This is a genomic window from Larkinella bovis (assembly GCF_042655385.1).
In the GTDB taxonomy this organism is placed as follows: Bacteria; Bacteroidota; Bacteroidia; order Cytophagales; family Spirosomataceae; genus Larkinella; species Larkinella bovis.
Window position 1 is genome coordinate 1,210,817 of sequence record NZ_JBHSMA010000001.1, and the last position, 21,260, is coordinate 1,232,076.

Below are 21,260 nucleotides of genomic sequence, written 5' to 3' on the forward strand. Positions count from 1 at the left end.
TCTATCTCGGATTGTTTAGAGTTTACGATCTGCCGGCCAGGACACCGGAACGGACCGAACGGTTGAACAAATTCGCGCAAAGATAGCCAGACCAACCACGTTCTGGACAGAAAAAAACAAAAAGATTGTTACCAAAACATTAAAAAAGATTCCAGGTTTACATTTGTACCGAACGGTCTACCTACTATATTTAATTAGTAGGAGAGATAATTTTCAGGCCTAATCACTCGTATGTGTATGAAACTCAAAAGCTCTACCGGCTCGTTCGAATTATCGATCAAAGGATACGGCGTAAAAGGGACCAGCTGGCGCGATCGGAACAGTTTGCTTTGTGAATTGTCGACCGAGTGGCAGAAAGAAATCTATACTCAATCGGCTCCTCTACAGACCTGGGAAATCAAGCGACTGATCAATGGCCTGAAGCTCCTCTGGAACCGGGCGATCCCGCACCTGACCGTATCGTTTTCCGAACCGGGGCTGAACGTCGAAGCCTCGTCATTGCCCAATGAACTTTACTTGCTGCAAATCCAGCTCGACCACACTCTGATGCCAGACTGGCATCCGTATCCGGAATTTCCGGTCTTGCTGGACATTACCCTGACCCGTTATCAGTTGCGCGAAGCCATCCGTGACCTTGTCAGTCAATTGGCGCTTTTCCCGGAAAGATAGCCGTACGCGTTCGGGCCTTCTATTCCCGAATTTTGGGAAAAGCAACTCTTTTTTGCCAGGAACTGTCTAGTTTTATAGCGATAAGCAGAAGCGTGTATTTTTTAATACCGACAAAAAAGTATTATTTTTTTGTCTGATAAATAGTTAGACTACGGATGCGAGAAATTCGAAAACGAAGCCGTACCCAAACCAAGGCCCGTATTCTTCAGGCGGTTGGCGATGTCATTACGGAACGTGGAGCCAATCGGATTGGCATCAACGCAGTTGCCGAAAAAGCCGGCGTTAACAAAGTCCTCATTTACCGGTATTTTGGCGGTTGGGATGGACTCATGAAGGAGTTTCTGCACCAGGGCAGTTTTCTCAGTGATTATAACCAGGCGTTTCTGGCGACCTCACCCGAAGGGAATCACCACAATCGGGTCCTCTACCTGGTGGGCCTCCTACGGGAGCTGAAAAATCGAAAAGCAGCCCAGGATATGCTGAAATGGGAAATTAGCAATCCGGGTTCGCAGATCAGTCAACAACTGGCGGCCTCCCGGAACGAATCTCTGCAAAAAGTGATCGATCAGCTTTTCACGGACGAAACCGGTGACCTGAAATCCACCTCGGCCCTGGTGATTGCGGGCCTTGCCATGCTCCACTTACTGAGCCCGAATCAACGGCACTTCATGGGCGTTGACCTCCAGTCCGACGAGGGGTGGGAACACATCGAACGGGCCATTGACCGCATCTATAAAACCCTGGGGTAAAAGCGTATAGTGGAAACCGGCATCCGGTCCGTAGTGCCTCGTTACCCCGAAAATAATTCGGCCTCAGCAGGGTAAAATCCGAAAACCGCCCCCCAACCGGTGGTTTACAGTTTAAAGATGCCAGCCACGTATTTGCCTTCCACCCTGGCCCCTTTTTTGGCAACGGCGGTGGCTATATCGATTTCCCAGATGTAGGTTCCTTCGGTATAACTGGTAACCGGAAGATACACCTTGCCATTTTCCACCAGCAGCGACAAGGTAAGGCCCCCCTGCCCGGCATGAGCCGGAATGTCACCGGTTATCTCCTTGATCGTTTTCGCATTCAGGTCAATGATCACCGGACTCAGGTTAACATCCTCGTAGGCCCACTGTCCCCCCGAAAACGGAAACCGCCCCATTTCGGCCAGCACAAGACCGTTGCCCAAATATTGGCTGAAGTAAATCCGGCGGTTGTTTGAAATATCATCCAGTCCGAAAAAATACGTGGGATCAAAAACCGTCTCGCCGTTTTTAATCCGCAGAAAACCAGCCGGTTTCGTCCGTTGGGAAAAGGTATATCCCAGTGAAGAAACCGTATAGATATCCCCGTTCTCGGTTTTAATCAGGCCGCTGCTGCTGTTGGACGAACCGGCCGGTCCCGTCCGGGTGTCTTTGATCACTTTTTCCAGCGTAAAAGCCGGATAGCTATAAATAGCCACATAGGCCGTGTCGGTAAACGAAGTGGAAAGGTCGGTTCGGCTCTGAAGGTAATACGAAACATACGCTTTATTATCGCGAATCCGTAACCCCGACGGCCAGACCTGATCTTCTTTGAACAGGGGTGCCAATGAGCTTTTTACCTGCCCGGTCAGGGTAACATTGTTGACGTTGGCCGTGTAGAACGTAGCCGTTCGGTTATCTGCCGTGGCCCGGGGAATCTGAATCCCGGCCAGCGTATTGTCGTCGATTACCGTCAGAACGTCGAAGTACTTTTCAAACGTAAAACTACCCTTCTGACTCAGTTTATTGGCCGCATCCAGGCCATAACCGACCGCCGTTGGCGACCCCTGGCCGGCGTCGCTCCCCCCCACGCTGAAGATCGTTTTGCCAGCCTGCGCGTACATCCGTTTTCCAGTTTGCTTTACGCCCTGATTGGCCGATGCTAGGGTTCCGCTCGTCAGGCTGGTGGTTTGCACCAGGTAATCCGTCGTCTGGCCACCGCCCGCATCCTCGCGCACCACCACGACATAACGTCCCAGATCCACCGGATCAATCGGATCGGGGGTTTCATTCTTATCCTTGCTGCACGAATTCATGCCCAACCCCAGGCCCAGGATAGCCAGAATCAATAGTCCTTTCTGTACCATATCGCTCATCCGTTTAAGAGATCTCTAAAGTACGGAGAAAAACGGCGGATTTGATACCGGTCTGCCTTCGTCCTCATTTTTTTCCACCCCGCAGATCAGTGCTGCATTTTCGCAATTGGGGCAGCGGTTCCAGCGAACCATACCGGTCCTCGTTGAAAGCGGGCGGGAGGAATACCTAGCTTTGTTACCAACACAAACAACAACGACGATGAACACATTAAACCGCTTCACCTGGGCAACCCTCCTGCTGGTTGGGAGCCTTACCACCATCACCGCCTGCAAATCGAACGGAACCGAACCCGAGCCCGAAAATCCCGGTAATAGTACGAAAGGGCAATCCGGTTATCTGGTGGGCAAAGTGACGGATCCACAGGGAAAACCGCTCGCCCGCGCCACGATTTATACCGAAAATACGGTTATCAAGGGCCGGGGAGCCGAAGTAAAATCGGCAACGGATGGATCGTACAAAATCCAGCTGATGAAAGATATGGGCCAGTGGGTTGTCCGGGGGTATATTTTGAAGGAATACAACGACCGGGTGTACAAGATCCTGCTCGATCCCGAAAACCCCGATAGCTTTTCGGAAAATGAAAAACCGGTCCGCCATTTTCAGTGGAAACTGACCGGTCATATTCCGGATGTAAGCCTTGACCAGTATTATGGCGGAACCGCCGAAATGTTCCTCGACCCGAATGCCGACGGACTCGTGGACAACGAAAATGTGGAATTCACCTTCACCCCCGTTGGCCCCCTGATCGACGGATCAACCGGAAAAACCCTGAAGCTGCGGGCCAAAAAGCGCTACAATACGTCTTTGAAAGACATTCCCCTGGGCCGCTACACGGTTACGGCGGTTTATAAACCGACGGGCGAAAAACTGCGGGTGACCGATGCGTGGGGCGACGATCTCCTCTATAAAGAATCGGTGACGCTCGATTTTCTGGGAACCGAATCAGCGTATCGTGCCAACACGATGGGCATCGGCTACACAAACCGCCGGTAAAACCGGGCTGTTCAGCCGTTTCCTCCCGAACGCATCTGGCTTCGGGAGGTCTTTTGTTTTCATCGCTCCGGAGAGCAACCCTTCAACCGGCCTCATTCCGTGGCGCGTTCAACGGTTTCTTGGGCTTCCTTCAGGTCACCTTTCTCCGGCTGCGGAATCTCATCCGGTACAGCATCGGGGGCATATGCCAGCGAAATCAGGATAGGAAAATGATCGGAACCGCAATTGGGCAACCGGCGTATGTTCCGCAATTTGAAATGATGGGAAACAAAAACGTGATCCAGCGGCCAGCGCAGAAAGAAATACCGGGCATGAAATGTATTGTAGAGCCCCCGGCCAATGCGCGGGTCCAGCAAGCCACTGATGCGCTGAAACAAGCGCGTGGTATGCGACCAGGCCACGTCGTTCAGATCGCCCGACACAATCACCGGCTCGGTTTGATTCCGAACTTCCTTGCCCACCACCACCAGTTCGGCATCGCGCTCCGTCGAACGGTAATGCTCTGTCGGACTGGGAGGCATCGGGTGAATGCCGTAAAAATGCAGAAGCTGTCCCGAGTCCAGTTTCAGTTGGGCATAAATTGACGGAATATCTGGCTCGATCAGAAACCGCACTTCGTGCCGAAGAATCGGAAGACGCGAATAGAACAACATCCCGTACGTATTTTCCAGCGGATGCAGAATCCGGTAAGGGAAAGAAGCTTCCAGCGGTTTTAATTCCGTCTGCCAGCGTTCATTTGCCTCCAGAATCAGCACCACATCCGGTTCATATTTCGCCACCAGGTGCAGCACATCCGGACAGTTCGTATTGTCCATAAAGACGTTGGCATTCAGAATTCGAATAAGATTGGGCTCTTTGGCGCCGTCCTGTCGTTTTCGGTAATACGGGACCTGTTTCCGGTGGAGGGGCGTGAACGGAAAGATCAGCCAGGCTTCATACCCCAGTGCGGCCAGCAATCCCAGCAAAGCCAGCAAAACCGGCCAGTCCGTACTCCGGCTCAGAACCGCCCAGAGCAGCAGCCCGGCAGCCGCCAGTACGGTCAGTTGCAAATGCGGAAAATCCCAGATCCGAATCCACCAGGCATCGACCCGAAGCAGGTGTATGAACGAAATAAATGTAATCAGAACGGCGTATCCAATCAGAAAATTCTCAACGTGGCTCATTGCGGGGTTTGGGTAGCAGGGGCAAAATTAGATCAGTGGCAAGTTAGGGTTAAATTTCATTTCGCATTCATAGGAAGCGGCCTCGCCTTCGCATAGTAATCACAGTGGTTTTTCAAGACACATTGGGAACATTTTGGAAAACTCCACGTACAGATTCGCTGCCCGTGCCAATAAAAGTGTTTATGAAAATTAAACAAAACCGCCGGGTCTGGCGGCAAATAGGCCAGTAGCAGGGCGTGGGCTTTTTCTGCACTGACCTTGGGCCCCAGGATGCCCAAGCGCTGGGTGACGCGGTGAACGTGGGTATCCACCGGCAAAACCGGTTTCTGAAAATTGAAAAGCAGCAACAAGGTGGCGGTTTTCAGTCCGACACCGGGCAGGGCCGTCAGCCACGCCATCGCTTCGTCGGTGGTCATTTCCCGCAGGAAATCGATAGCGGCTTCCCCGCGTTCGGCCATAATCCGGCTTAAAATCGCCTTGATCCACGGCGCTTTCACCTCGGGATAATTCGCCGACTGAATAGCCTGGATCAGCTCCTCCAGCGGAGCCTCCCGAATGTTTTCCCACGAACCAAATCGTTCCCACAGGGTCCGATAGGCAAGCACCTCATTGGCGTGTGTGGTCCGGTGCGACAAAACCGTTGCAATCAATTCGTGCATGGGGTCCTGGCGGGCGTAAATTTCCTGAACGCCGTACTGCTGGTTGAGGATCTCATGAACCACTCGTGTCTTTTGCTCCGCATCCGGTATTATCATCCCATCATGATTTTTGTCAGAACAACTGATTTCTGATACACTTGGTTAGTTGGCGTTGTACTTTTATGGTTTCATTCCTGACCGATCACATGAAAACACTTTTATTTAACAAGACCTTCCCTGCCCTCTTCCTGCTGATATTTTTCACGGTAGCCGCTAAGAGCCAACCCATTACCCAGACCATTCGCGGAACGGTGATGGACGCCAGCCAGGGCCGCCCGCTCGTCGGAGCCTCGGTTCAGCTCCAAAATATATCCCCCGCGATTGGGGGAATTACGGACGAACAGGGCCGGTTTCGACTGACCAACGTGCCGGTGGGTCGGCAGCAGTTGTCGGTTTCATTTGTGGGTTACGAACCGAAGATTATCAACGAAGTGCTTGTGGAATCCGGCAAGGAACAGGTGCTTGAAATTCAGTTGCAACCCGGGGTGCAGGAATTGGGCGAAGCGACGGCCCTCGGCACCCGGACCGACCGGACAATCAGCGCCGAATACATCACCACCGAGCAGGTACTGCGGTTTCCGGCGACCTACCTCGATCCGGCCCGGCTGGCCACGGCCTACGCCGGCGTGGTCAATGCCTACGACGGCACCAATAACATTTCCGTCCGGGGCAACTCGCCCAACAGCCTGATCTGGCGGCTGGAAGGCGTCGAAATTGTGAATCCGAACCACCAGAGCAACGCCGGAACCATTGGCGACCGCCCGACGGCGGGGGGCGGTGGGGTCAACATGCTGAGTGCGCAACTCCTCGGTACCACCCGGTTTCTGACCGGTGCCTTCACGCCCGAATACGGCAATACCGTCGGGGGCATTATGGACATGAGCCTGCGCCCGGGCAACAATGAACGGCATGAATTTATCGCGCAGGCCGGTTTGATCGGTCTGGATCTGGCCGCCGAAGGCCCCCTCTCCAAGCAAAAAGGCTCGTCTTACCTGGTCAATTACCGGTATTCATTTACCGGTTTGCTGGGAGCGATGGGCGTTACCTTTGGCGGGGAAGATATTCGTTTTCAAGACCTTTCGTTCAATCTCACGTTCCCGAATCGCAAGGGTGGGCGGTTTACGGTTTTTGGTGTTGCCGGAAACAGTTCGAATGATTTTGTGGCCAAAGCCGCCGAGGAACAAACCGAGGACAAAGACCGGAACACCATTTCGTTCACCACGGCGATGGCCGCCGGTGGCGTCACCTTAACACAGCCCCTCGGCAACCGGCTGTTGTGGAAAACCGCCCTGGTGCTATCGGCCAACAACAGCCGCCGGAATCAGAGCTTTCCGGGCGATGACCGCTTCCCGTCGAATTACGAAGATGACAGTCAGGACGGCTCACGCTATACGCTGACCTCCTCCCTGAATTACCGCTTCAACGACCGGAACAGTTTTAAAGCCGGTGTCTACCTCACCCGGGCCGACCATTCCATTGGCCTCTGGCGGGCTAAAGTTCCCGCGATTAGCAGTTCGTCCATCGCTCCGTTGTTTACGGGTTCACTGGGTGGCTGGCTGATTCAGCCGTATATCAACTACCAATGGTTACCGACTGACAAACTGACGGTTAACGCCGGCTTGTTCTACAATAGCTTCACCTATAACCAAAGCCATTCGCTGGAGCCAAGGGCCTCGGTTCGCTACGAATTCCAGCCGGGAAAAGCGTTCACCGTTGCCTACGGTTTACACAGCCAGTTACAATTACCCCAGGCCTATATGCCGTTCCGTCTGCCGAACGATCCGACCTTTACGAATAAAAATCTGGGCTTTACCAAAGCGCATCACGTAGCTGCCAGTTACACGCATCAGTTTGGCCCCGACAGTTACGGAAAAATTGAAGCCTACTCCCAGATGCAGTTCGATGTACCCATCAGCCAGGTACCGGGCAGCCCGTTTTCGGTCCTGAACCTGATTGAATCCTACGTAACCGAGCGCCTGGTGAATGCCGGAAAAGGCCGCAACCGGGGCCTTGAGCTGACCCTCCAGAAGTACCTCTCGAAAACCTATTACCTGCTGGCTTCCGGGTCCCTCTACGATTCCCAATACCAGGTGGCCGATGGCATCTGGCGCAGTACGCGGTTTAACGGCAAGTTTACCAGCAACCTGACCGGCGGCAAGGAGTGGACGAAAAACCGGGACAACCGTAGCCGCATCTGGGGCGTCAACGGGCGGCTGACCTACGCGGGCGGTTTCCGGGATCGGACGATCGACCTGGCGGCTTCCCGACAACAAGGCACCACGGTTTATAGCAGCGACGACTTCAACGTGCAGCTTCCGGCCTATTTCCGAACCGACCTGCGGATTTACTGGAAAAAAAGCAAAACCCGCTACAGCCGAACCCTGGCCCTCGATCTGCAAAACCTGACCGGTGCCCAGAATGCGGCTTATAGTTACTTCGACGCTTTTCAGGGAAAGGTGGTGCAGAAATACCAGTTGGGCCTGATTCCGATTGCGAGTTACCGCTGGGAGTTTTGATCCCTATCGAATCCCGGAGAATACCGTGAGCCAGGGAAGCCAGGCGTCGTCAGTGGTTCGGCGATATACGGCCAGCCTTCCCTGGCTTCCCGCCCAGTAATAGAAAATGCACAGCGAGTGGTCCCGAATAAAAAGGGGCAGTGAAAAATCCACCCAGTTCGAATCGCCTTTTTCGGTTGCATTCAACCCTTTTTGGCTTTTATCGTAGAAAAGAACCTTCTGATCGGCCACCGGGATGACCGTTCCGGGTTCGAACAACTGGCGATACTCGTCCAATTGGGAGGATTTATCCAGTTCGCTCAGGATATAGGCGCGCTCCTCCCCGGATAACACCAGCGTTCGAATGGGCTCCTGATAATGTTTTTCTTCCGATCGAATCGTATCGCGATTCAAAGCGGTTTTGACATCACGAATACGATCTTCCGCCATTGGCGCAACGAAGAACCGGTCAAAATTTCGGAGGTTGTACCGCACAAAACGACGCGCTTCCTGGGTCTGGGCATGCGCTACGGTTACAGAGATAAAAAACAAAAAACACCAGGCGGTTTTCATTGCTTCAGCGCTAAGAAACGTAAGATACGAAACTTATTCGCTGAACGGAACCGCCGGGTCGGTGCCGACCCGAAATACCGGCGCGCTGGCCCCGTCCGCATTCCGGCGGGTCTCCAACAGAGTCTGAATCCGTGCCAGTAATTCGCGGGAGTCAAAGGGTTTGGCCAGGTAGTCGTCGGCCCCGGATTTCAGACTCGCTTCTTTTTGCTCCGGTGTGGCTAAGGCGCTGAGGATCATCACCGGAATATGCCGGATCCGTTCGTCGGATTTGATGCGCCGGCAAAGCTCATCGCCGTCCATTTCCGGCATCATTCGGTCGCTGATGATGAGATCGGGTGCTTTTTCGAGGGCGGTTTGCAGGCCCTGCATTCCGTTGGTGCTTTCCAGCACCCGGTATATCCGTTGCAGATGGCTCCGGATAAACATCCGTAAATCGTCATTATCCTCCACCAGCAAGACCGTCGGACGGTTGTCGGGTCCGTTCCCTCCCCAAACCCCATCCCTCGGCAGGGCCTTCCTGGCGGGCGTTAAAACCGTCGGCCCCAACGGTTTTGATTCGGAACCCGTCATACCAAGCAGTTGATTGGTTACCTGCAACAGTCGCTGTGCATTCCGGTGCATGATGGCGACTTCGTCCCAGCGAAAAACCGCATCCGAATCATCAGTCATGGTCCGCAGTTTCTCGGTCAAAACACCAAGGATCACCGTTAGCGGAGTCCGGAGTTCATGGGAAGTTGTCGCCCAAAACCGGGTATGCATGGCTGACAGTGCTGCCAGCTTTTCGGCCTGTTCGTCCAGCTGACGGGATTGCCGGGCGATTTGTTCGTGTTGTTCGGATAAACGCATCTGGTGATCGTACAGAACCCGGTTTTTTCGGACCCTGGTCCTCAGCAGCACCACCAGCAAGACCAGAACGAGAACGCCAAGTGATCCAATCACCACCAGATCCGTCATTTCGCCACTAACCAAAAGTAGATTTTCCCCCATATCCCGCATTTACCGGAGCAAGTTACATGTTATATGATGAATGCCGTACGATGCAGGCTTTATTAATATGCCAATTGGCCGCGGAAACGGCTTCCTTCTAACCATCAGGCTCCTGGGCCCGGGACCAGAATTGGCTGAACGTCTGTGTTCGTTTTTTCTTCGTCAGAATACAGGTCGTCTGTTTTTCGTGTCCACACCCTGTCAGGTTACAAAACCGGGTCGTATAACCGAAACCGCCCCGGGTTGGCGAATAAAATAGCGACGTGAAAAAGGGCCGGTGGCATACCGTATGATTTTTCCGGCCTAATCAAGCGGCGAATGCTGTTCTTTTCAAACCGCATTCCCGGAAGATTGTTTCAGGGAGTGATTCTGTACGGTTTTCTTCCGGTTTTCGCTTGAGTACCGTTCGAATTCTGCCTGATTTTTCTCAGTTTTGCCAACCATTCCGCCCCTTATTTTTGTCCAAACTTCAAACCGACCGTGTGTCGAATGGTTCTCTCCTCATGAGCAATCTGGTTCCAATCGTAAGTCCCGAGCAGGCTGTACAGGTCATTCAGTCCGGCAACCGCGTTTTTGTCCATAGTGTCGCCCAGACTCCACACCGCTTAATTGCGGCCATGGTCGAACGGGCCAAAACCGCCCCCTTGCGCGACATTGAGGTCTGCCACATGCATACCGAAGGCTACCTGCCCTACTGCGAAGAACAGTATGCGGGCCTTTTCAAACCGAATGCGTTTTTCATCGGGGCCAATATGCGCAAACAACTGAACGAGGGACTGGCGGATTATGTACCGATTTTTCTGAGTGAAATTCCATTGCTGTTCCAGCGGAATATTCTGCCGCTCGACGTAGCGCTGATCCAGGTTTCGCCCCCCGACGTACACGGTTTTTGTTCGTTGGGCCCTTCCGTGGATATTTCGCTAAGTGCCGTCAAAACCGCCAAATACGTGATTGCGCAAATCAATCCGAACGTGCCGCGCACCCACGGCGACGGGATTATCCACGTCCGGAACCTGCATGCCGCCATCGAGTGCGACGATCCGCTGTACGAAATGCCGCTGAAAACCGCGTCCGAAACCGAGCAAAAAATTGGCCGCTACGTCGCCGAACTGGTGGAAGACGGGGCCACGCTGCAAATGGGCATTGGGGGTATTCCCAATGCGGTGCTGGCCGAACTGACCCACCATCAGAAACTGGGCATTCATACCGAGATGTTTTCCGACGGCGTCATCGATCTGGTGGAACGGGGCGTCATTACCAATGAACTAAAAAAGGTGATTCCGTATAAACTGGTTTCCTGCTTTGCCATGGGTACCCGGCGGCTCTACGATTTCATCCACGACAATCCGGGCATTGTCATGAAGGAAGTCACGTATACCAACGATACCACCGTTATCCGGCGAAATCCGAAAGTAACCGCCATCAACAGCGCCATCGAAGTCGATATTACGGGCCAGGTCTGTGCCGACACCATCGGGACCTACCAGTACTCGGGCGTCGGTGGCCAGCTTGATTTTGTGCGGGGCGCTTCACTCTCGGAAGGCGGCAAACCGATCATTGCGCTCCCGTCCGTGACGAAAACCGGCAGCAGCAAAATCGTTTCGTTTCTGAAGGAAGGAGCGGGCGTCACCACGACGCGGGCGCACGTGCACTATATCGTGACGGAATACGGGGTAGCTTATCTGTACGGCAAAAACCTTCGCCAACGCGCCAAGGCCCTGATCAACATCGCCCACCCCGACCACCGCGAATCGCTGGAGCGCCAGGCCCACGAACGGTTTAAGATCTTTGCGTAACGCCTTCCCTGCATTCACGCAGTCCGATCAACGTCAGGGTGCCTGCCGGGCGTAATCCGCCAAGGTCAGGGTCGGCTGTCCCAACTCGATCCAGTCCTGGGCGGCTTCAAACTGTTCAGGATAACCGTTCAGGGCTTCGAGGATATGAGCCCCGTAGTCGATGGAACGGTTAAACCGGCCCAGTAATTTGAGAACACCCAGCGGGGCGGTGACGATCTTCAGTTTTTGTCTGGGATAGTGTTTCGCAAATACCTTCGCAGCGGCCGCATACGTCAGTGGTTCCGGCCCCTGAATGACGTACTCCCGGTTTTCGTGGCCCGGTAAGCTAAACGCCCGGGCCACCTGCCGCCCGTAATCCCGACCCGCAATAAACCACATGGCAACCTCGGAATGACCCGCCAGCGGCAACCACGAACCCTGCACCTGCATGGATAAGGTTTCCATAAAGGTGGAGGCATAAAAGATGGATGCGGGAATACCGGACTCTTTCAGTAACCGCACCGCTTCCTGCTTGACCTCGAAAGCCCACCAGCGAAAACCGTTCATGCCCTGGTAGCGCATTACCAGCGACGACAGGTAGCCAATTCGCTGAATACCGGCTTGCCTGGCTTCCGCCAGCAGGGTTTTCAACCCATCGGTTTCGGTATGAAAATCGTCCGGTTTTTCGTCCGGTTTGATGGACAAATTGAGATAAACCGCCTGCTGGTTGGCCAGCCCGGCCCGCAGGCTATCCGGATTCCGCAAATCGGCGGCCACCACCCGGACGCCCGGAAACATCGCCCGGGCTTTTTCGGTATCGCGCGCCAGAATGGTGACCACATAACCGGCCGCAATCAATTGTTCGGTAACCGGCCGACCGATCAGGCCCGTTGCGCCCACTACTGCAAGATTCATTTTGTTGTTTTACAATCGGTACGGTTCTAAAGATGGCGCTCACCTCACCCGGGTTGCAGCTCCTTACCAGGCCCCAGCTTCAACTCCCCGGCAAGATACGGCTAATCGGCAAACAAAACCGCCAGCATCCGCTCAAATTCAGCCTGACAGGGCGCCGAAACGCGGATTTCGTGGCCCGTTACCGGATGCTGAAACTGGATCCGTTGTGCATGCAGCAGCATGGTATCCATCCCGAACTGCTCCTTGAACAGCTTATTCTGTTTGTTGCAGCCGTGCGGTCGATCACCAATGATCGGGTGAAAAACATGGGCCATGTGTTTGCGCAACTGGTGCAGCCGCCCGGTGGTCGGCTGCAATTCCACCAGCGAATACCGGGAGGTGGGGTGTTTGCCAAACGGCAGGTTCACTTCCGTGCGCCGGAGGGTTTTCAACCGGGTAAAGGCTTCCTGGACAACGCCATCTTCGCGCCGGAGCGGATAATCGATTTCCAGGTCATCCGGCGTGTAGCCGCGGACGATCGCCCGGTAGGTTTTCTGCACCTTTCCTTCGGCAAACTGTTGCTGCATCAGCGAATTCATTCGTTCGTTCAGCGCAAACAGCAGCACCCCGCCGGTTTTTCGGTCCAGCCGGTGAACCGGATAAACCCGCTGGCCCAACTGGTCGCGCAGCAACTGAACGGCAAATTCGCTGGCATCACTGGCAATCATCGACCGGTGCACCAGCAACCCGTGCGGTTTATTAATCGCTACCAGCTCCTCGTCCCGGTACAGAACCGGAAGTTCACGTTCGGCCGGAATGTCGGCTCGTTCGATTGACTCCTCTCCCATCAATACTTGCTTAACAGATTCAGGAGCTTCCGGTCCAGTTTCTGGCCGTGGAAGTCCTCATAGGCTACGTCGGCTCGCCGGGAGTTGAGTACCCCAAAATCCCCGCTGAATTCCCAGAGCGCAAACCCAATGCCGTGGCTGGTCAGGATATCGAGTACATCGCCGAACCAGGCCAGAAAAACATCGTGCGGGGTTTTGTTCCAGCAGCCACATTCGCCACAATGCACGCCAACGCCCTGATTTACCAGACCAATCCACGGTTTGTAAAAGGTTTCGAGCATAGCACGGCCGTAGTATTTGTCGCCCACCTGCCCCGGCCATTTCGGCACCGGCAGGTTGTCTGGATCTTTGTTCGCCCAGGGGGCTTTGTAATGCGAAATGAGACCCGGAAAATACCCCCGGCAGCTTTGGGCAATGTCCAGATCGGTAATTTCGGGAATGACGGACGAACCTACATCGTTGCCGTCGGCAATCACCAGGTGGTTCGGATTTTCCTTCCGGATGGCTTCCGAAGCCGCTTGGGCCACTTTCCGGTACACCTGCCCCGGCACCGAGCTGCGTTTGGAATGCTGATCGTTCATGTCCTCCCGCATACTGGGTTCGTTTACCAGATCGAAGCTGATTTTCTGCGGGGCGACGGTTTTGTATTTTTTGGCCCAGTAGTTCCAGTGAAAATTGAAGGCATCCTGCGCCTGCTGGTCGCGCCAGAGGTTATACGGTTCATTAAACCCCGCATTGACGCAGTAACCGGGTGCCCGGTGCAGATTCAGGCTCACGTGCAAACCGTATTTATGGGCCGACGCCACCAGCGTATCGATCCTTTCCACGGCCTGTTCATCAATCTGATACACCTCCTCGGGCGTTATATTTCGGCTGCGGTCAAACTTGAGATAGGCCGGATAGGCCATCGGAAGCCGGACAAAATCGAACCCCCAGTCGCGCATCCATTTCAGGTACTCTTCCGAAGTCGCCGGACGGCTCTGGGCCGGATTGGGCGAAAAGAAATCCAGCAGGTTAAAGCCCTTCCACTTTGGCAGTTTGTTTTTCGTCACGGACCCAGCGGACGATGCTAAAACCGCCGGTCCGGACGTGCTGACAGCCGCAGCCAATACACCGGAATGTTGAAGAAATGTGCGACGTTGCATACGGGGTTGGAATAGATTCATGACAAACTTACAGAAAAAGGGCATTCGTGCGTTTTCATCACCCCCCTACCACTCCAGGACTTCCCGGCAAACGGTCTGGCACTCTCCCTTTCGCAGGGGCAAAACCGCTTTCCGGTGGTTTGCTGAGGAGCAAATCGTCCCGTAGCCTAAAACGAGTAAACCACCGTCCGGCAAACCGGTTTAGGGATAGGGAAAGCCGTTAGATTCCCGCAGCAATCCTACAGCCATACGAACAATCAATCCAATGCTATGAAAGCGGCCATTATTGACCAATACGGAGAAAGTTACGAACTGCACGTTCGGGAAGTCCCGACGCCCACCGTCGATCGCATCAACGATCCGCACAAGGTGCTGATTCGGGTTCAGGCGGCTGGCATCAATCCGATGGATACAAAAGTGCGGAAAGGCGACATGAAGCTCCTGCTGTCGGGCCATTTTCCCAAGATTCTGGGGGGCGAATGCGCCGGTATTATCGAAGCCGTGGGGCTGATGGTCAAGGATTTTCAACCCGGCGACCGGGTGGTGGCCTCGCTCGGGCCGGAAGGGGGCGGTTATGCCGAATATGCGGTGGCCAAAGACACCCACATTGCCCGGCTGCCCGATCCGGTGATTTTTGTATCGGGAGCCGCCATGCCCATCGCGGCCGGAACCGCCCTGCAAGCCCTGCTCGGCAAAGGCCATCTGAAGGCGGGCGACCGGGTGCTGATCAATGGAGCAACGGGCGGTGTGGGTACGTTTGCCATCCAGCTTGCCAAAATACTGGGGGCCCATGTCACGGCGGTTTGCAGCGCGGAAGGGGCTCCCCTGGCCCGGCAACTCGGGGCCGACGTCATCGTTGATTACAACCGCGCCGACTTTACCAAAGGGCTGGAGGAATACAACCTGGTTTTCGACGCCATTGGTAAAAGCTCGTTCGACGAGTGCCGGGAAATTCTGACCGATGACGGCAGTTACGTGACCACTATTCCTTCCGCGAAACAGCTTGTGGAGCAGGTCCTGACCATTTTTACCCGGCAAAAAGCCGAATCGCTGGTTTTTTCGTTTAAACCCGAGGACATGAACTGGCTGCTCAAACAGGTTGCCGACGGCAGGCTGCTTCCGGTTATCGAACGAACGTACCGGCTGGACGAACTCGCCCAGGCCCACGCCCATATGGAAGCAGGTCATGTCAAGGGGAAACTGGTGGTGGAACTCTAAAACCGCCTTTCCTTTCGGGGATACTCGTTGCCAAAGGCTTCAAAAAGTTACCATTCTATTAAATTGGGCGGCTTTTTTTAGCAGTGGGTTGAAAAACGAGTACCTTTACCGGGTACTCACTATCCGGCCCAATATGACAGATACCCGTAGAGAATTTCTCAAAAAAGCCGCCCTCTTAGCCAGCGGAACCAGTCTTTTCGAGGCTTTGCCCGACTCAATTCAAAAAGCCCTCGCCATCGACCCGCAACCGGGCAGCACCTTTCTGGATGCCGAACACGTCGTTATTCTGATGCAGGAAAACCGCTCGTTCGACCACAGCTTCGGGACGTTGCAGGGCGTCCGGGGTTTCAATGACCCCCGGGCGATTACCCTGCCCAATAAAAACCCGGTCTGGCTCCAGACCAACGGCGCGGGTGAGACCTACGCGCCGTTCCGCCTGAACCTGAAAGACACCAAAGCCACCTGGATGAGTTCACTGCCCCACTCGTGGACGAATCAGGTGGATGCCCGCAACGACGGAAAGTACGACAAATGGCTGCAATCCAAACAATCCGGCAACAAGGAATACGCCAAAATGCCGCTGACACTGGGCTACTATAATCGGGAGGACATTCCGTTTTATTACGCTTTCGCCGATGCCTTTACGGTTTGCGACCAGAATTTCTGTTCGTCCCTGACCGGCACCACGCCCAACCGGCTCTACCTCTGGACGGGCACCATTCGCGAAAAACCGGACCGCTCCGTGAAAGCCAACGTCCGCAACGAAGATGTCGATTACGACGATACGGCCCGCTGGACAACCTTCCCCGAACGGCTGGAAGAACACGGTATTTCCTGGAAAATTTACCAGAACGAACTGAGCCTTCCCGTGGGTTTCGAAGGGGAACAGGCCGACTGGCTGGCCAATTTTACGGACAATCCCATCGAATGGTTCGAACAATACAACGTTTACTTTTCCGAAGCCTACCAGAAACACCTCGCCCAACGGCTGGCTGCCCTTCCGGCCGAGATTCAGGCGTTGACCGCCAAAATCAAGGCACTGCCCGAAACCGGGGCGGAAACCGAAAAACTCAAAAAAGAACTGGCCCGGAAAGAAGCCGACCTGAAAACCGGAAAGGAACACCGGGAGAAATACAGTCGGGAAAAATTCGCGCAATTGTCGCAACGGTCCAGAAACCTCCACGAGAAAGCTTTCACAACCAACAAAAACGATCCCGATTACCATTCGCTGACCAAACTGAAATACCACGATGGCAGCACCGAACGGGAGGTGGAAATTCCGAAAGGCGACGTTCTGCACCAATTCCGAACCGACGTTAAAAACCGCACCTTACCAACGGTTTCGTGGGTCGTTGCTCCCGAAAACTTCTCCGATCACCCGGGAGCAGCCTGGTACGGCGCCTGGTACATCTCGGAAATGCTCGACATTCTGACGCAGAATCCGGAAGTCTGGAAAAAGACGGTTTTCATCCTGTGCTACGACGAGAACGACGGTTATTTCGACCACGTGCCGCCGTTTGTGGCCCCGCATCCCGACAAACCCGAAACCGGACGGGTATCGAAAGGCATCGACACGAGCGTGGAGCATCAGTACCTGGAGCACGAACTGCAACGCAAGAGCAGCAATGCGCAGAAAGAAGCCCGCGCCAGTTCCATCGGCCTCGGCTACCGGGTTCCGCTGGTCATTGCTTCCCCCTGGAGCCGGGGCGGCATGGTGTCGTCGGAAGTGTTTGACCACACCTCCATTCTGCAATTCCTGGAAGTGTTCCTGAGCAAAAAAACCGGCAAAAAAATTGAGGAATCCAACATCAGCGCCTGGCGCCGGACGGTTTGCGGAGATTTGACGTCGGTGTTCCGTCCGTACAACGGGGAGAAGATTCCGCTGCCGACCTTCGTGGCCCGCAACGAATTTGTGGAAAGCATTCATAAAGCCAAATTCAAGGAACTGCCCTCGGGTTTCAAAAAATTAAGCCCGGCCGAAATTGAGCAGATCGGTCGGAATGCGGCCGGGGCCTCCCTCCTTCCCCGCCAGGAAAAAGGGATTCGGGCGGCCTGCCCCCTGCCGTATCAGTTGTACGCCGACGGCAAACTGAGTGCCGACAAAAAATCGTTCGGCATTACGCTTCAGGCAAAAAATGAAATCTTCGGGGCCAAATCGGCTGGCTCGCCGTTTACGGTGTATGCACTGGACAATTATGCCTCCGCAGCCCATAAACCGGAGCGGGATATCAAGGTCCGCGACTATGCGGTTTCGGCCGGCGACCGTCTGGCGGATAGCTGGCCCCTGAGCAATTTTGAACAGGAAACCTATCATTTCCGGGTGTACGGCCCGAACGGTTTTTTCCGCGAACTCATCGGTAATGGTCAGGACCCTCTGCTCGACATTCAGTGTGAATACCAGCGAAAAACGCCCCAATCGAAAACCCTGACGGGCAATATTGAGCTTAAAATCACGAACCTGGATAAAGCCAAGGCCGTAACGGTGGAGGTAAAAGACCACGCCTACAAAACCGGCACGAAGTCGAAAGTGGTGGCCAAAGGAGCGCAGGGCAGTCTGGTACTCGACCTGAGCAAGAGCTTCGGCTGGTACGATTTCAGCGTGAAAGTTTCGGGCCAGACGGTTTTTGAAAAACGCTACGCCGGACGGGTGGAAACCGGCAAACCGAGTTTCACGGACCCCCTGATGGGCGGTGAAATCGTGTAAGACTCACTTATATTTAGGCAGCAGCCTGGGTCGTTACGATCCGGGCTGCTGCATTTTTTGTGTACTTGCCAATCCAACGCCCCTTCCCACTAGTCTTTTCCGGCGGTTTAACCGTAAGGTTAGGTGAACGATTCTATTCACTTATTATCAGGAAGTATGAACTATAAGGCGTTGTTGTTAGTCTTGGGCGTAGCCGGGTATTTGGCCTTGTCGGCCCGGGGCCGTTTTGAGGAGGAAGATCCTTCCTCACTCTCCTTTCGGTATCCGCACCACATTTCCATCTCCTGGGAAACCGCGCCGGTTTCGAGCCAGAGTGTTTCCTGGCGCACGCATGATACCGTTCGGGTCAGTTACGTGGAATATACCGAAACGACCGCAACGCCCTTTTTCAAGGATCAGGTGAAACGCTTACCGGCGAAGACGGAGCGGCATACGGCCGACGATGGCACCTGGAATCACCACAGTGCGAACCTTCAGGGACTGAAGCCCAATACGACGTATAGCTACCGGGTCGGTAATCATACCTACTGGTCGGAATGGGCGGAGTTCACCACCGCTTCCGGTACCCGGGAGCCCTTTTCCTTTATCTATTTGGGCGATGTCCAGCGCGACATTTACTCGCTGGGCAGCCGGACGATCCGCAAAGCGATTATGGATAAACCGGATGCCAAATTCCTGCTTTTCGGGGGCGACCTGGTTCACCGGGGCGCCGAAAACCTGGGCAACTGGAACGAATTTTTCCCGACGGGCGGCTGGGTCTACCAAAGTTATCCGATGCTGGCAACGCCGGGCAATCACGAGTATGCCAATGCCGCATCGCCCGACTACCTGACGAAACACTGGCGGCTGAATTTCACCTTCCCCCAGAACGGTCCCGCGGGTCAGGAAGAAGAAACCTACTTTGTCGATTACAACAACATCCGGCTTATTTCCCTGAACCTTATCCGGTATCCGATTGACAAACCCGGCACCCAGAAAATGCTGGTCTGGCTGGAAGAGCGCCTGAAAGAATTCAAAGGCGACTGGGTGATTATTACGCACCACTATTCGATGGAGCAACTGGCCCGCAACCGGGAAGCCGGGGTGCGTTTCCCGGAATTCAAAGCCCTCTACGAGCGGTATCAGGTGCCGCTGGTTTTAACCGGTCATGAACACGTGTACGCCCGCGGCCGGATGAATGGAACGCTACCCGTGTACGTGGTGAGCGTTTCGGGGCCGTATCAGAATGCCATTCGTTTTCCCGACTGGATCGAGCGGGCAGGCTCGTCGCTGCAACTCTACCAGCTCATTGACATCACGCCAACCCGAATTCAGTACACGTCCAAAACCGTTCGGGGTGATGTATACGATGCCTTTTCGATTGAGAAAGACAAAAAAGGCCGCCTGAAATTTACCGCCAGTCCGTCGCTCGGGCCGGAGTCGTTACTGCCACCCGATAAATTTGAAACGCGGTATAAAAAAGAACAGGTCGATAGTTACGCGAAGGATCGGGATAACTACCTGAACAAACGTAAGTAAGCCGGGCTTTTCGGGTTGGCCCTTGCCGGGTGGCTGTGGTTGAAAATAGAGAAAGGATTCGTCTGAGAGTAGGAAAAACCGGGTTTGTGACTTATTAAACCGTTCGTTTTATCCTATGCCCCATGATCCATCCGAAACCACTTTCCGCCCTTACCCGGTTATTTTTCGTGACAATTGCAGGAGCAGGACCGTCCGGCTGGCCGGTCCTGTTCTTTTTTTTAGTGGTTCTGGCAAATCCACTTTCCGCCCGCGCCCCGAAAGAAACCCCGGAAGCCGAACGCGCCTATCTGGTGCAGACCCTGGTTCGCATCGCCGACCCGGTTTTGGTATCACTGAGCCAGAACCAGTTGCGGGCCAAAATGCCCATCGAATCATCCGGAAAAAACCGGGAGGACTATACGTACCTGGAGGCTTTCGGGCGGTTGCTGGCCGGCATGGCACCCTGGCTCGAACTCGGCCCGGATGCCAGCCCCGAAGGTCAGCTGCGTAAAAAATACATCGACCTTGCCCTGGCCGGTTTGCGGAATGCCACCGACCCGAACGCACCGGATTTTATGAATTTTTCGAAAGGAGGTCAGCCCGTGGTCGATGCGGCTTTTCTGGCGCAGGGGTTGTTGCGAGCCCCCACCCAGCTCTGGAACCGGCTGGATGCCAAGACCAAAGCCAATGTGATTGCCGCCCTGAAGGCCACCCGCGTGATTACGCCCGGCTACAACAACTGGCTGCTGTTCAGCGCCGAAGTGGAAGCCGCCCTGCTGAAATTCGACGGCTCCTGCGACCGGATGCGGATCGATTACGCGCTGAAATCCCACCAGTTGTGGTATAAAGGCGATGGGGCGTACGGCGACGGGCCGAATTTCCACTGGGATTATTACAACAGTTTTGTCATCCAGCCGATGTTGCTGGACGTGCTGAAAACCCTGGTGGAAGCAACCCCAACGAGTCAGTCCCTGAAAAAGGAATACGAAACCGTCCTGGCCCGGGCGCAGCGTTACGCCGAGGTGCAGGAAAGTCTGATTTCGCCGGAAGGTACGTATCCGCCCCTGGGTCGGTCACTGGCATATCGGTTTGGCGCGTTTCAGCTCCTGTCGCAGATTGCCTTGCTGAAAGCGCTGCCCGAAGGGCTGGAACCGCAGCAGGTGCGGGCCGCCCTGTACACCGTGATCAAACGGCAGGTCGAAGCCCCCGGCACGTTCGATAAAAATGGCTGGCTGCAAATCGGCTTGGTCGGGCATCAGCCGCTGGTCGGCGAAACCTATATTTCTACCGGGAGCCTGTACCTGTGCTCGGAAGCGTTTCTGATGCTGGGTTTACCGGCCACCGATGCCTTCTGGACCGGCGCCGACAAAGACTGGACTACCAAACGACTCTGGAAAGGCGAAAATATCCCCATCAAACACGCCCGGGATTAAGAAACTCCGAACGCAAAACAGCCCACGATTGAGGTCGTGGGCTGTTTTGCGTTCTTGAAATGC

At 54.6% G+C, this 21,260-nt stretch carries 17 protein-coding genes; 9 read left to right on the plus strand and 8 right to left on the minus strand.

All coding sequences use genetic code 11. The annotated features are described in order from the left end of the window. Window positions 1-237 precede the first annotated feature (237 nt). Together ACFPMF_RS05100 and ACFPMF_RS05105 are read left to right on the plus strand one after the other, a co-directional pair. Window positions 238-669 carry a WapI family immunity protein gene (locus ACFPMF_RS05100; RefSeq protein WP_379841778.1) on the plus strand — a complete coding sequence of 144 codons (432 nt, stop codon included), beginning with the start codon at window positions 238-240 and terminating at the stop codon, window positions 667-669. A gap of 155 nt (window positions 670-824) precedes the next feature. Further along, the gene (locus tag ACFPMF_RS05105; protein WP_379841780.1) at window positions 825-1,418 is read left to right on the plus strand and encodes a TetR/AcrR family transcriptional regulator; all 594 of its coding nucleotides are present in this window, start codon (window positions 825-827) and stop codon (window positions 1,416-1,418) included. A 104-nt stretch (window positions 1,419-1,522) separates the two neighbouring features. Here the strand turns inward: ACFPMF_RS05105 and ACFPMF_RS05110 are convergent, their stop codons facing one another. After that, window positions 1,523-2,773: a DUF4374 domain-containing protein gene (locus ACFPMF_RS05110; RefSeq protein ID WP_379841782.1), complete on the minus strand. Its 1,251-nt coding sequence runs from the start codon at window positions 2,771-2,773 to the stop codon at window positions 1,523-1,525. Between the two features lie 199 nt (window positions 2,774-2,972). On the opposite strand from ACFPMF_RS05110, the gene ACFPMF_RS05115 reads away from it, so the two are divergent. Further along, window positions 2,973-3,767, plus strand: a complete 795-nt coding sequence (locus ACFPMF_RS05115) for a carboxypeptidase-like regulatory domain-containing protein (RefSeq protein ID WP_379841784.1) — start codon at window positions 2,973-2,975, stop codon at window positions 3,765-3,767. Between the two features lie 92 nt (window positions 3,768-3,859). On the opposite strand, the gene ACFPMF_RS05120 is transcribed toward ACFPMF_RS05115, so the two are convergent. Further along, complete coding sequence (locus ACFPMF_RS05120; RefSeq protein WP_379841786.1) at window positions 3,860-4,930, minus strand: endonuclease/exonuclease/phosphatase family protein; 1,071 nt, start codon at window positions 4,928-4,930, stop codon at window positions 3,860-3,862. Window positions 4,931-4,986: 56 nt separating this feature from the next. Then, window positions 4,987-5,685, minus strand: coding sequence for an endonuclease III domain-containing protein (locus ACFPMF_RS05125; RefSeq protein ID WP_379841788.1), 699 nt, complete (start codon window positions 5,683-5,685; stop codon window positions 4,987-4,989). A gap of 89 nt (window positions 5,686-5,774) precedes the next feature. On the opposite strand from ACFPMF_RS05125, the gene ACFPMF_RS05130 reads away from it, so the two are divergent. Further along, on the plus strand, window positions 5,775-8,144 hold the full coding sequence (locus ACFPMF_RS05130) for a carboxypeptidase regulatory-like domain-containing protein (protein WP_379841790.1): 2,370 nt from the start codon (window positions 5,775-5,777) through the stop codon (window positions 8,142-8,144). Window positions 8,145-8,147: 3 nt separating this feature from the next. Here the strand turns inward: ACFPMF_RS05130 and ACFPMF_RS05135 are convergent, their stop codons facing one another. Continuing rightward, window positions 8,148-8,696 carry a hypothetical protein gene (locus tag ACFPMF_RS05135; RefSeq protein ID WP_379841792.1) on the minus strand — a complete coding sequence of 183 codons (549 nt, stop codon included), beginning with the start codon at window positions 8,694-8,696 and terminating at the stop codon, window positions 8,148-8,150. 33 nt (window positions 8,697-8,729) lie between these two features. Further along, window positions 8,730-9,683 (minus strand): ATP-binding response regulator, encoded by a 954-nt coding sequence (locus ACFPMF_RS05140; protein ID WP_379841794.1) that lies wholly within the window; start codon window positions 9,681-9,683, stop codon window positions 8,730-8,732. A gap of 503 nt (window positions 9,684-10,186) precedes the next feature. On the opposite strand from ACFPMF_RS05140, the gene ACFPMF_RS05145 reads away from it, so the two are divergent. Further along, window positions 10,187-11,479 (plus strand): acetyl-CoA hydrolase/transferase family protein, encoded by a 1,293-nt coding sequence (locus ACFPMF_RS05145; protein WP_379842746.1) that lies wholly within the window; start codon window positions 10,187-10,189, stop codon window positions 11,477-11,479. A 33-nt stretch (window positions 11,480-11,512) separates the two neighbouring features. Here ACFPMF_RS05145 and ACFPMF_RS05150 read toward each other — a convergent pair whose 3' ends face one another. From ACFPMF_RS05150 to ACFPMF_RS05160, 3 genes are all read right to left on the minus strand, one after another. After that, window positions 11,513-12,373 carry an SDR family oxidoreductase gene (locus ACFPMF_RS05150; protein ID WP_379841796.1) on the minus strand — a complete coding sequence of 287 codons (861 nt, stop codon included), beginning with the start codon at window positions 12,371-12,373 and terminating at the stop codon, window positions 11,513-11,515. 101 nt (window positions 12,374-12,474) lie between these two features. Next, the gene (locus ACFPMF_RS05155) at window positions 12,475-13,200 is read right to left on the minus strand and encodes a pseudouridine synthase (RefSeq protein WP_379841798.1); all 726 of its coding nucleotides are present in this window, start codon (window positions 13,198-13,200) and stop codon (window positions 12,475-12,477) included. Continuing rightward, window positions 13,200-14,345 (minus strand): cellulase family glycosylhydrolase, encoded by a 1,146-nt coding sequence (locus ACFPMF_RS05160; protein WP_379841800.1) that lies wholly within the window; start codon window positions 14,343-14,345, stop codon window positions 13,200-13,202. The genes ACFPMF_RS05155 and ACFPMF_RS05160 overlap by 1 nt, the downstream gene beginning before the upstream one ends. Before the next feature lie 270 nt (window positions 14,346-14,615). On the opposite strand from ACFPMF_RS05160, the gene ACFPMF_RS05165 reads away from it, so the two are divergent. The 4 genes from ACFPMF_RS05165 (at window position 14,616) to ACFPMF_RS05180 (ending at window position 21,197) form a co-directional block, all read left to right on the plus strand. After that, window positions 14,616-15,563 carry an NAD(P)-dependent alcohol dehydrogenase gene (locus ACFPMF_RS05165; protein WP_379841802.1) on the plus strand — a complete coding sequence of 316 codons (948 nt, stop codon included), beginning with the start codon at window positions 14,616-14,618 and terminating at the stop codon, window positions 15,561-15,563. A gap of 133 nt (window positions 15,564-15,696) precedes the next feature. Further along, window positions 15,697-18,267, plus strand: a complete 2,571-nt coding sequence (locus ACFPMF_RS05170; RefSeq protein WP_379841804.1) for a phosphocholine-specific phospholipase C — start codon at window positions 15,697-15,699, stop codon at window positions 18,265-18,267. Window positions 18,268-18,423: 156 nt separating this feature from the next. Further along, a complete protein-coding gene (locus ACFPMF_RS05175) occupies window positions 18,424-19,785 on the plus strand; it encodes a purple acid phosphatase family protein (protein ID WP_379841806.1) in 1,362 nt (453 codons plus the stop codon). A gap of 167 nt (window positions 19,786-19,952) precedes the next feature. Further along, window positions 19,953-21,197, plus strand: a complete 1,245-nt coding sequence (locus tag ACFPMF_RS05180) for a DUF2264 domain-containing protein (RefSeq protein WP_379841808.1) — start codon at window positions 19,953-19,955, stop codon at window positions 21,195-21,197. Window positions 21,198-21,260 lie beyond the last annotated feature (63 nt).

Excerpts from the sequence above, each read along its gene's own strand:
- ACFPMF_RS05130 (WP_379841790.1), top strand. The coding sequence starts at position 5,775 with ATGAAAACACTTTTATTTAACAAGACCTTCCCTGCCCTCTTCCTGCTG.
- ACFPMF_RS05175 (WP_379841806.1), top strand. The coding sequence starts at position 18,424 with ATGAACTATAAGGCGTTGTTGTTAGTCTTGGGCGTAGCCGGGTATTTG.
- ACFPMF_RS05150 (WP_379841796.1), bottom strand. The coding sequence starts at position 12,373 with ATGAATCTTGCAGTAGTGGGCGCAACGGGCCTGATCGGTCGGCCGGTT.
- ACFPMF_RS05120 (WP_379841786.1), bottom strand. The coding sequence starts at position 4,930 with ATGAGCCACGTTGAGAATTTTCTGATTGGATACGCCGTTCTGATTACA.
- ACFPMF_RS05145 (WP_379842746.1), top strand. The coding sequence starts at position 10,187 with ATGAGCAATCTGGTTCCAATCGTAAGTCCCGAGCAGGCTGTACAGGTC.
- ACFPMF_RS05110 (WP_379841782.1), bottom strand. The coding sequence starts at position 2,773 with ATGAGCGATATGGTACAGAAAGGACTATTGATTCTGGCTATCCTGGGC.
- ACFPMF_RS05170 (WP_379841804.1), top strand. The coding sequence starts at position 15,697 with ATGACAGATACCCGTAGAGAATTTCTCAAAAAAGCCGCCCTCTTAGCC.
- ACFPMF_RS05105 (WP_379841780.1), top strand. The coding sequence starts at position 825 with ATGCGAGAAATTCGAAAACGAAGCCGTACCCAAACCAAGGCCCGTATT.
- ACFPMF_RS05100 (WP_379841778.1), top strand. The coding sequence starts at position 238 with ATGAAACTCAAAAGCTCTACCGGCTCGTTCGAATTATCGATCAAAGGA.
- ACFPMF_RS05135 (WP_379841792.1), bottom strand. The coding sequence starts at position 8,696 with ATGAAAACCGCCTGGTGTTTTTTGTTTTTTATCTCTGTAACCGTAGCG.
- ACFPMF_RS05160 (WP_379841800.1), bottom strand. The coding sequence starts at position 14,345 with ATGCAACGTCGCACATTTCTTCAACATTCCGGTGTATTGGCTGCGGCT.
- ACFPMF_RS05165 (WP_379841802.1), top strand. The coding sequence starts at position 14,616 with ATGAAAGCGGCCATTATTGACCAATACGGAGAAAGTTACGAACTGCAC.
- ACFPMF_RS05115 (WP_379841784.1), top strand. The coding sequence starts at position 2,973 with ATGAACACATTAAACCGCTTCACCTGGGCAACCCTCCTGCTGGTTGGG.
- ACFPMF_RS05125 (WP_379841788.1), bottom strand. The coding sequence starts at position 5,685 with ATGATAATACCGGATGCGGAGCAAAAGACACGAGTGGTTCATGAGATC.
- ACFPMF_RS05140 (WP_379841794.1), bottom strand. The coding sequence starts at position 9,683 with ATGGGGGAAAATCTACTTTTGGTTAGTGGCGAAATGACGGATCTGGTG.
- ACFPMF_RS05155 (WP_379841798.1), bottom strand. The coding sequence starts at position 13,200 with ATGGGAGAGGAGTCAATCGAACGAGCCGACATTCCGGCCGAACGTGAA.